At 62.0% G+C, this 9,793-nt stretch carries 11 protein-coding genes; 5 read left to right on the forward strand and 6 right to left on the reverse strand.

Annotation, left to right across the window (positions count from 1 at the left end):
• Nucleotides 1–108: 108 nt before the first annotated feature.
• The 5 genes from NTZ43_00145 to NTZ43_00165 all read left to right on the forward strand — a co-directional run bounded on the left by NTZ43_00145 (nucleotide 109) and on the right by NTZ43_00165 (nucleotide 2,886).
• On the forward strand, nucleotides 109–441 hold the full coding sequence (locus tag NTZ43_00145) for a type II toxin-antitoxin system RelE/ParE family toxin (GenBank protein MCX5765627.1): 333 nt from the start codon (nucleotides 109–111) through the stop codon (nucleotides 439–441).
• A gap of 5 nt (nucleotides 442–446) precedes the next feature.
• Nucleotides 447–746: a helix-turn-helix transcriptional regulator gene (locus NTZ43_00150; GenBank protein ID MCX5765628.1), complete on the forward strand. Its 300-nt coding sequence runs from the start codon at nucleotides 447–449 to the stop codon at nucleotides 744–746.
• Nucleotides 747–750: 4 nt separating this feature from the next.
• Nucleotides 751–1,263 (forward strand): O-acetyl-ADP-ribose deacetylase, encoded by a 513-nt coding sequence (locus NTZ43_00155; protein ID MCX5765629.1) that lies wholly within the window; start codon nucleotides 751–753, stop codon nucleotides 1,261–1,263.
• A 64-nt stretch (nucleotides 1,264–1,327) separates the two neighbouring features.
• A complete protein-coding gene (locus NTZ43_00160; GenBank protein MCX5765630.1) occupies nucleotides 1,328–2,311 on the forward strand; it encodes an MBL fold metallo-hydrolase in 984 nt (327 codons plus the stop codon).
• Nucleotides 2,312–2,382: 71 nt separating this feature from the next.
• Nucleotides 2,383–2,886: a RidA family protein gene (locus NTZ43_00165; protein MCX5765631.1), complete on the forward strand. Its 504-nt coding sequence runs from the start codon at nucleotides 2,383–2,385 to the stop codon at nucleotides 2,884–2,886.
• 319 nt (nucleotides 2,887–3,205) lie between these two features.
• On the opposite strand, the gene NTZ43_00170 is transcribed toward NTZ43_00165, so the two are convergent.
• The 6 genes from NTZ43_00170 to NTZ43_00195 form a co-directional block, all read right to left on the reverse strand.
• The gene (locus NTZ43_00170; protein ID MCX5765632.1) at nucleotides 3,206–3,457 is read right to left on the reverse strand and encodes a DUF4160 domain-containing protein; all 252 of its coding nucleotides are present in this window, start codon (nucleotides 3,455–3,457) and stop codon (nucleotides 3,206–3,208) included.
• Between the two features lie 100 nt (nucleotides 3,458–3,557).
• A complete protein-coding gene (locus tag NTZ43_00175) occupies nucleotides 3,558–5,171 on the reverse strand; it encodes a GMC family oxidoreductase (GenBank protein MCX5765633.1) in 1,614 nt (537 codons plus the stop codon).
• Between the two features lie 43 nt (nucleotides 5,172–5,214).
• A complete protein-coding gene (locus NTZ43_00180; GenBank protein ID MCX5765634.1) occupies nucleotides 5,215–5,772 on the reverse strand; it encodes a twin-arginine translocation signal domain-containing protein in 558 nt (185 codons plus the stop codon).
• Entirely contained in the window at nucleotides 5,773–7,131 is a 1,359-nt protein-coding gene (locus NTZ43_00185; GenBank protein MCX5765635.1) for an MFS transporter, read from the reverse strand.
• Nucleotides 7,101–8,192: an epimerase gene (locus NTZ43_00190; GenBank protein MCX5765636.1), complete on the reverse strand. Its 1,092-nt coding sequence runs from the start codon at nucleotides 8,190–8,192 to the stop codon at nucleotides 7,101–7,103. Before NTZ43_00190 ends, NTZ43_00185 begins: the two co-directional genes overlap by 31 nt.
• Nucleotides 8,192–9,388: an NAD-dependent epimerase/dehydratase family protein gene (locus tag NTZ43_00195; GenBank protein ID MCX5765637.1), complete on the reverse strand. Its 1,197-nt coding sequence runs from the start codon at nucleotides 9,386–9,388 to the stop codon at nucleotides 8,192–8,194. The genes NTZ43_00190 and NTZ43_00195 overlap by 1 nt, the downstream gene beginning before the upstream one ends.
• Nucleotides 9,389–9,793: the final 405 nt, after the last annotated feature.

The following is a 9,793-nucleotide window of genomic DNA, read 5'->3' on the forward strand; positions in this document are numbered from 1 at the left end:
TGATGGTGAGGGGCTTTGACAACACGCTGAGATTCGAGGGACTGGCTGTGAAGGCCCGTCGCCCGCCGGTGTGGCTTGCGGCGATATATCAAAACTTATATATTTGCCATGGGCGTCAAAGGGGTGGTGTGGGTGGGGGCGTCGCGAAAAGAGATTCGGGGGATGCCGGAGATGGCACGCCAACGACTGGGGCGCGCCCTCCGCGTGGTACAGGAAGGAGGCACACCGCCGGACTGGAAGTGGATGCGGAGTGTCGGCGATGGTGTGATTGAAATTCGTGTAGAAGCCGCCGGCGCCTTTCGCCTCATGTACGTCGCTCGTCTACTGAACGCGGTCTATGTATTGCATGTCTTCGAAAAGAAGTCTCGAAAGACTCCAAAGTTGAACATCACGGTTGCGCGAGCCCGACTCGCGTCCGTGCGCCGTCAGAGCCAGGAGTGATTGCTATGGCCATTCGAATGGAACGGTCGTCTGGAAATGTTTTTGAGGACATTGGGTTTTCCAAGGCAGAAGCTGCACACTTGTTGATCCGCTCCGATCTCATGTCGCAACTGAGTCAGTTGATCGACACGCGCGGCCTGACCCAAAAACAAGCAGCGAAGACGCTCGGCGTGACGCAGCCGAGGATCAGTGATCTGAAGCGTGGGCGCATTGATCGGTTTAGTATCGATGCGCTTGTGGAAATGCTCGTGCGCCTCGACGTCACCGTCACCGTAAAAACCCACCGCCGCGCCCGAGTCGCGTAACACCATGAAACTCCGCGCCATTCAATCCGACATCACCACCCTGCCCGTCCACGCTATTGTCAACGCCGCCAAAGAGTCGCTACTCGGCGGCGGCGGCGTAGACGGCGCCATCCACCGCGCGGCCGGCCCTGAGCTCCGCGTAGAGTGCCAGACGCTCGGCGGCTGCACCACGGGCGACGCCAAGATCACCAAAGGCTATAAGCTGAAGGCCAAATATGTGATTCACACTGTCGGGCCCGTGTGGCAGGGCGGTGAAGCGGGCGAGCCGGCGCAGCTGGCCTCCTGTTACCGCCGCTCACTCGAAGTGGCGGCCGCTCAGGAGTTGCGGAGCGTGGCGTTCTCGGGGATTAGCACCGGCGCGTTCGGCTACCCCGCCGAAGATGCAGCTCGCGTGGCGGTGCAAACGGTGCGCGCCGCGGCGCCGCTCTACCCAGGAATAGAAGAAGTCGTTTTCTGTTGTTATTCTGGGGGCGATCTGGATATTTACCGCCGTGTGCTCGGGGAACGAAGCGAGTAGCCACGCGCGGATACGCCGTGATAGCGGTGCAAACGCAGTCGTGTAACCACTTAGTGGAGAACGCATGCATCAGTCCCTGATCGCCCGTGCGCTGATTCTGCTTAGCGCGGTGAATGCTTCAGCGCTCGCGCAGAGTACCGTCGGCGCCACCGCGGCTTCGTCACGCGCTGCGACTGCCGTGCCCTCGCTCAAGAAGGGCGAACTCCGGCTCACCTACCTCGGCAACGCCGGCTGGGAAATCACGGACGGACATCGCGTGATCCTTGTAGACCCCTTCCTCACGCAGTTTGCGCGCTGGACGCCAGCGGGGCCGGCACCGGATATCGCACCCGGCGGGCTGTACCCGGCGGACACCGCGCTGATCAACCAGCATGTGAAGCGGGCCGATTACATCGTCATCACGCACGGTCATCCGGATCACGCGCTGGATGCCGGCTATATCTCGCGCCGCACGGGCGCGGTGATCATCGGCCACGAAACTGCAGCCAACCTCGCCCGCGCCTATGATGTGCCCGATAGTTCGCTGATCACGGTGATTGGTGGCGAAGACTACGAGTTCGGCGATTTCTCGCTGCGCGTTATTCCCAACATTCACAGCGCACTCGACCACAAGCAGTACTACAACAACGGGCGCGGCATTGTAGGCACGGCACCGCGCGGGCTCAAGGCTCCGCTGCGTCGCAAGGACTACGTGGAAGGCGGCAATCTCGCGTATCTCCTGCGCTTTGCGGGGCACGAGCTGTTGATCATGGGTTCCATGAACTACATCGAACGCGAGATGGAAGGGCTGCGCCCTGACATCGCACTCGTGGGCGCCAACAGCCAGCGTCTCGAGATCCATGATTACACCGGTCGTCTGCTCCGTGCGCTCGGCAAGCCGGCGCTGGTGATTCCGTCGCACGCCGATGCCTACGGCAATCCCAACCCTACGGCGGCGGCGATTGCTGACCGCGCGCTCTTTCTCAAAGAAGTGAAAGCAGCGTCGCCCAAGAGCCGCGTGATTGTGCCGACCTGGTTTGAGCCGATTGTGGTGCCGGCGCGTCCGTAGCGGTATCGCCTGCTGATTCGCGCATGCTACAGATCGATCACGACACCTCTCTACCTACTGCCCGCAGGCATATGCACACCAAGACCAGCCGTTCCTCCGTACTTGTCGCGTTCGGCGCGGCACTGTTGCTCACCGGTTGCGCACTCGCTCCCGCGCCGCAGACGGCCGGAACTCCGGCGCCTGCCAAACAGGTGATCAACCCGCCGGGCATCTCGCCGCTTGTGCCGGCGTACTCGGTGGCGGTGCGCGCTGGTGATTTTGTCTTCGTTTCCGGCATGACGGGGATCAAGCCGGGCACACAGGACATCATTGACGGTGGCGTGGCGGTGCAGACCCGTCAGACGATGGAAAACATTCGCACGTCGTTGACGGCCGCGGGGGCCACGCTCGACGACGTGGTGGAGTGCACGGTGTTCCTGAAAGACATGGCGGACTACGCGGCGATGAACGGGGTGTACACGCAGTTCTTTCGCGTAGACCCGCCGGCGCGGGCTACGCTCGCGGTGACCGCGCTGCCGAGGCCGGCGGCGCTGGTGGAGATTAAGTGCAGTGCGCGGGTGCGGCGCGGCGGGTGAGCGGCGAGTACTGGCTGCACGTTCGTACGCACCAACGATGAACTAGCGTACCGGCGATGTTACGAGCTGGGATGATTTCGGCGAGACGAGGCTCATGACCGAGACGTCCTCGTCGAGCGACTCCCACCGAATTCCAACGCCAGGGCCTATCAGCCGCCAGTCTCGTAGCTCTCGCAGCGTAGCCCCTGCCAGCTTCGGGAATCGGCTCCGCGCACAACGGACCACGCGACCGTCAGTGAGGTCGACGAAAATACGTCGATCTACAATACGCACCCCAACCGCGCGTGGACGAGCCAACGCGGCCAGAACTCGCTTGCGATTAGCGCTCGTTGTGCGTTTTGAAGTAGGCATGCCAGGATTCCAGTAGGTCTGATCGGTGCCGAGTTACGATGCGCTCAATGCGAGTCAGTTCGCGCGTGGAAAAACCGAATGCTTCTGCGAGCCTGACCGGGGCAAGCCAATATTTCGCCACGCATCCGGCCTTCTCGACGTGAACATGAGGCGCTTCACGCGTTTCTCGACTGTAGAAATATAAGCGAAATCCGGCGGCGCGAAGTACCGTTGGACTCACGAGCTCTCCTTGACGTTGCGTCGCCGCAACGTAGGAGAACTCGCTTACACCGCATCGCCAAAGCTACTCGCGTCGTGTCAATCCAACGCGAGGGTCGGTACTACGCCGCCCCACCCAACCGCTTCGCCAACGCCGTCGCCGCCCGCGACGCTATTCCATAGATCGACAACTGCGGATTCGCCCCAATGCTCGTGGGGAACAACGATCCGTCGATCACCGTCACATTCTCGGCGTGATGCATGCCGCCCAATGAATTCGTGACACCACGCGACTCTTCGCCCGACATCGCGCATCCGCCCATCACGTGCGCACTCACCACTTTAGCATGCGGCGCGCGCATATCGAGCGCCATGATCTGCTGCTTAGCGGCCGCGAGCGTGCGCGCGGCGACGCCCTTCTCGTGGAACGGTGCAACTAGCGACGCACCGGCCGCGAACTGAATCTCCGCCATGATCGCCATCGACCGCCGAAGCCCTTCCATAACGTATTTGCTCAAGGGGTAGTCGAGCACCGGCGACCCGTCCTCGCGCAGCTGAACCTCTCCACCGACGCTCTCCTCGTGAAAACCGTCGCGCGCGAGCGCCAGCAAGACATGCGCATAGCGTAGTCGCTTCATCCACGCAGCGTGCTCCACGCCGAGTCCGACCATTGAGGAGCCAATCAGCACGGGGTGCAGCGGCGGCACTTCGAGCTTGAAGCCGATGTGCCCTTCGTTCTCGGAGGGCTCGTTCCAATGGTCGGAGTATATGGACTGCGGCGCGCCAGAGAAGCCGTCGACTTCTTTGTCGAACAGCGACGGTGAAATTGTGACGGGATGCAGAAAGGTGCGCTTGCCAATCAAGCTGTTTGGGTCGGGCGCTTTGCTCCGCAACAACAACGCGGGCGTGTTGATCGCACCGCCGGCGAGTACGATGTGCTTGGCTCGCACACGTACGGCGTCGCGCTTGCGCTCAAAGCCGTCGGCACCCATCACGGTGACCACGAATTCCGTGGCCTTGCCGCCGCTAAAGATGATCCGTTCCGCGCGCGCGTGATACAACAACTCGGCGCCCTTATCGAGCGCAGCGGGCAACGTGGTGACGAGCATCGACTGCTTGGCATTCGTGGGGCATCCCATGCCGCAATAGCCCAGATTCCAGCAGCCGTTGACGTTGCGCGGAATGACTTGCGAGGTGACGCCGAGTTTGACGAGACCGTCGGTGAGCAGCTGGTTGTTGCGGTTTGGCGGAATGGCCCACGGCGCCACGTGCAGTCGCTGTTCCATCCGCTCCCACCACGGCGTCAGCTCTTCGGTGGTGAGATCCTTCAAACCGAAGTGTGACTGCCAGTGCGCGAGCGTGGTGGCTGGCGTGCGGAAACTCGACGTCCAGTTGACGACCGTTGTGCCGCCGACCGCGCGGCCCTGCATGATGTTGATCCCCTTATCCTTCGTTTTGCGAGAGGCCGACTCCTGATACAGCGTGGGGTAGGCCTCTGACTCTTTCATATGAAAGTCAGTGGAGCTGTAGAGTCCCCCTTCTTCGAGCATGAGAACTTTCAGGCCGGCCACTGCGAGAATCTCAGCCGTGGTGCCGCCGCCTGCGCCGGTGCCAACAATCACGACGTCGGCTTCGAATGTCTTGGTCGGCTCGAGCGTGAGCGTTGCGCCATCCGTCACGCGCCAACCGCGGGCGATGCCAGCGTGAATCGGATCGGGAATCATCGGGGCGGTCATGCGCGGTATCCGGTGATCAACAAGACGTGGTTCGCGTGCTGCGTCATGACACCATCCCGAGAATGCGCGGCGGACCAGGGTAGCCGACCGATGGCCAGTTGGCGGGATTGGCGTACCACGATCCGTAAGAAATGTCGTGTAGCGCTTGGTACGCGCTGGCGAACATCACGTTGCTTCCAAAGCGCCAGCGTTCAAGAAACTTCTTGGCCGTCGCGGCGTCTACTCGGCTCCAGTTTGACCAGATGCCGGTGAGCGCGAAGCGTGTGGGGTGCGTGTCGAGCAGCGCAAAGAGTTGCCGGAGTTCAGCACGCGCGTGCGGCGGAAGGGCGCGCACGGTTTTTTCGACGGCGTCGAGCGTGCTCGCCATCAGTTCCGGCGTCCACGCGTTGGTGGGAACCATTCCGTCGAGGAAGGCCGGGAGCACCGCCGCAAAGAGTTGACGACCGGCGGGCGGGAGCGCTGCGCTCTCGTCAAGGACGCTCGCGCGGAGGCGCCACCCTTGGTAGGCACCGGCGGTGACAAGCGCGGCGGTGCCTACGGCTCCGGCTTTAATGAAAGTGCGACGCGTAATCGGCATGTCCTGATTATGCGTCGTTTGCACTCAGCGCGCCATTGCCGCCTGCCGCCGAGCGAGCCAGATGGCCAGGGCGAGCCAGGCCGCCGAGATCGGCACAGCGACCCAGGCAATCCCGGCGAGGCTCAATCCGATGGCGGTGAGCCCTGCAAAGGTCCAGGCGCCAAGTTGATCGCCGCCGCGGTAGACAAAGGTCTCGATAAAGCTCTTGGCTTTGTATTTGTCTTCGCGCGGGACCACCGTGAAGAGCACTTCCATCCCCGGATTGGTGAGCGCAAAGTTGCCCGCGCGCCGTGCAATCACAAAGGCGGCCAGCGCGCCGAAGGCCGGCAGGTTTGCCAGCGCGCCAAAGCCGATCATCGAAATAAAGGGCAAGAATGCGAGCGCAGCGACCAACCCAAACCACTTGATGATGCGGCCGGTGAAAAAGATCTGCGCCAGTACCGTGAGGATCTGCACGGCCAGTTCGATTTTGGCGAGGATCACCGTGCGCGACGCGCGGTCGGCATAGTTCGCGCCGACAATCGACGACTGTTCGAAGTAGAGGAAAGTGGAGCCGATGGTGAACAGCACCAAGAAGACGGCAATGCCGAGCAGGTACGGTGACTGCATGGTGCGCGTGAAGCCTGCCCAGATGCTGCCGCCCACGGGGCGTGCGTTCAGGGCGGCGAGACGTTCGAGCCGAGCTTCGGGGGCTTCGTCTTCGGTCACCGCTGAGCTGGAACTCACGGGGAAGCGTGTCACCGCGAGTACCGCCAGCTCGAGCAACACGCAACTCACCAACAAGAGATTGACGCTCCCAATCTGCTTGGCGAGTGCGGCCGTTGCGGCGCTCCCGGCAATCGAACCAAAGGTGCCACCGACGCCAATAAAACCAAACAGACGCTTGGCTTGCTCACTTTTGAACACGTCCGCCATGAAGCACCAGAACAAGCTGGTGACAAACAAGTTGAACATGCTCGTCCACACAAAGAACCCGCGCCCAATCCACAAATCCGTTGTAGAGCCCTCGTGCCCGGCTACAAAGCGGAGCAACACATAAAACACCACGAGGCTCGCGACAATCACATGGTACGAAATAGGAATGAATTTTCGCGGTGGAAACTTCACCACGAGGGTCCAGAAGAGCGGATTCGCAATGAGCGTCACGGTGAGCGTGCCCACAAACAGCATCGAGAGCTGCGCGGGCGTGGTGCCTGCCGCGACCGCGTCGCGCATGGGGCGAAGCACAAACCAACTGGCGAGTGCGCAGAAAAAGAATGCCGCGCTCGCCAGCATGGCGCGTACTTCGTGCGCTTCTACATCAACTGCTCGGCGAAGCAGCGCGTGCAGCGCGCCCCCACTTTTCGATTCGCTCAGGGTGCCGCCTTCTGCTTGGCCTTCCACGCCGCCAACACTTCGGCTTCCTTGGCCGCCGGAATACCGGCAATCGCCCCATCGTCCATGGACTTCCGTTCGGCTTCCGTACGCGTCTTGTGCCAGTCGAGCGTGTCCTTGGCGGTCACGGCGAGCGGGCGGAAGGTGAGTCCCTTGGAAATGGCTTTGGCATTACTGCGCATCAAGAACCCAGCTGTTGCACCTTCGGGCGGAATCCAGGTGGGCATATGACGCCAGGCGGCAATGCCGTTCGCTTTCAGGAAGTCGGCCGGAACCCAGGTGAACTGCGCGCCCGCCGTCGTCACCGATCGGATGCCCGAGAGCATCTCGTGCATCGTCATCGGTTTTGCGGGGCCGGTCACATTGAACGTACCGAACACACGTTGCTCTGCCATGCGCACCATAAACTCCGCGAGATCGCGCGAGTCAATGATCTGCGCCGGATGGTTCGGAGCGCCCGGGGCCATGACTTCGCCCCCCTTGTCGATACGCACCGGCCAGTAGGTAAAGCGGTCCGAGCGGTCGAGCGGACCAACAATCAACCCCGCGCGAATGATGGTGTTGATACCCGGATACTGTTTTTCAACTTCGCGTTCCGAAAAACTCTTGAGCGCGCCGTAGTACTTGCCAGCATCAGCAGGGACGATGGTGTAGGGATCGAGTCCTTCGGGCATGGGCGTGGTGCCCGCGCTTTCGTCGGCGTTGGGAACGGAGTTGTCGGGATACACCGACTCCGTAGAGATGAAGATGTAATGCTTGGTGTGCCCGGCGAGATGCTGTGCGGCGTTGCGCACCCAGAACGGAAAGGTCGTGGGGTTGTCGATCACCACATCAAACGTTTTTCCGGCCAGTGCGCTCACGTCGCCATTGAGATCACCGACAAGCTCTTCGTGCACCTTGCCCTTAAAAAAGTTCGGGCGGGTTTTGTTGCGGTTGAACAGCGTCACGCGATGGCCACGTGCAAGCGCGTATTCCACCTGCTCGGGGCCGGTGAAGCCGGTGCCACCGAGGATCAGGATGTTGAGCGGAGCGCTGGGGCGCCCAGTGAGGAACTCCCGTCTGTTCAGCATTACTTGGCCCCCTTCTGTGATGCATGCCATGCGGCGAGCACTTCGGCTTCGCGCTTCAAGCCAATGCCGTTGATCTCACCAGCCAACGTGGCTTCTTGTTCTTTGGCCGGACGCGTTTTGTGCCAGTCGAGCGTGTCTTTGGCCGTGACGGCGAGCGGACGGAAGGTGAGTCCCTTGGCAATGGCTTTCGCCGCGTTGCGGCGCTGATAGCCGGCGGTCGCACCATATGGCGGCTGCCACACGGTCATGTGCCGCCAGGGGCGCACTTGCTGCGCCTGCAAAAACTCCCACGGCACCCAGGTGAAATGCGCGCCAGCGGTGGTGACGGCCTTCACGCCGTAGAGCATGTCGGCAAAGGTCATGGGCTTGTCGGGGCCGATCGCGTTAAACAGCCCGAACTCGCGTGCCTCGGCCATGCGCACCATAAACTCGGCCAAGTCGCGCGAGTCAATGAACTGGCACGGATTCTCTGGTTTGTCGGGGGCGAGCACCTCGCCGCCCTGTTCGATGCGCGCGGGCCACCAGGTAAAACGATCGGTGCGATCGAGCGGCCCCACAATCAAGCAGGGGCGAATCACCGTGGTGATGCCCGGATAGAGCTTGGCGGCTTCTTGTTCGGCGCGCACTTTGAGCGGGCCGTAGTACTGCGATGCGTGCTGCGGATTGAGCGTGTACGCGTCGAGGTCGGCCGGCATCTGGTGTACTGGGCTGTTTTCGTCGAGCCCAATGATGCTCTGGTCGCTGTAGGTGCTGGTGGTAGAAATGAAGATGTAGTGCTTCACATTGCCGGCGAGATACTTGGCGGCGTTGCGCACCCACGCAGGGAAGGTGGTAGGGTTGTCGAGCACCACGTCGAACTTCTTTCCCTCGAGCGCGCTGCAATCGCCATTGAGATCGCCCACGAGTTCTTCGTGCACCTTACCCTTGAAGAAATCGGGACGGGTTTTGTTCCGGTTGAACAGCGTGACGCGATGCCCGCGCGCCAGCGCGTACTCCACCTGCTCGGGGCCGGTAAAGCCCGTGCCGCCCAGGATGAGAATGTTGAGCGGCGTTGGCGCCTTGGTGACAGGCGGGCGCGTCCATTCCGGTGCGGGCGGCGGGGCCTCGCCGAGCGCGATTTTTGGAAGGCTGGCCAGTCCGATTGCGCCACCCACGGCGGAGACGGACCTGATGAATGTGCGGCGGTCAGTGGTCATGCGCCTGCTCCCGAAAATGGGGACTCTTGCTCGCGTCAAACGTACGGTGCTGGCCTTGCCGTTGAGAAGTGGTGTCGTGTTTTTGAACAGCCAAGAAATGTAGTCAAGCGGGCTCCCAGGCTCCCCAGACTCCCAAAGCTCCTCAGTCTCCTCAGTCTCCTCAGTCTCCTCAGGCTCCTCAGGCTCCCCAGGCTCCCCAGGCTCCCCGAGCGACACCGAGAGCTCCGCCACGAAACGCCAAGGCCGAGCCTCCGTTTTCAAAGACAGGTCGCCCTCGCCACCGTGCGGAGCGAAGGCACGTACCTCGGTCGCCGTCTTCGGGCCGCTCGTGCAAGCGATGGGCATCAGAGCGATCTGGCCACACCGCGTGGCACGCGCCGGCAGCACCGTGGCCAACCCCGGGAC

The sequence above is a fragment of the Gemmatimonadota bacterium genome (assembly GCA_026387915.1).
In the GTDB taxonomy this organism is placed as follows: Bacteria; Gemmatimonadota; Gemmatimonadetes; order Gemmatimonadales; family Gemmatimonadaceae; genus Fen-1231.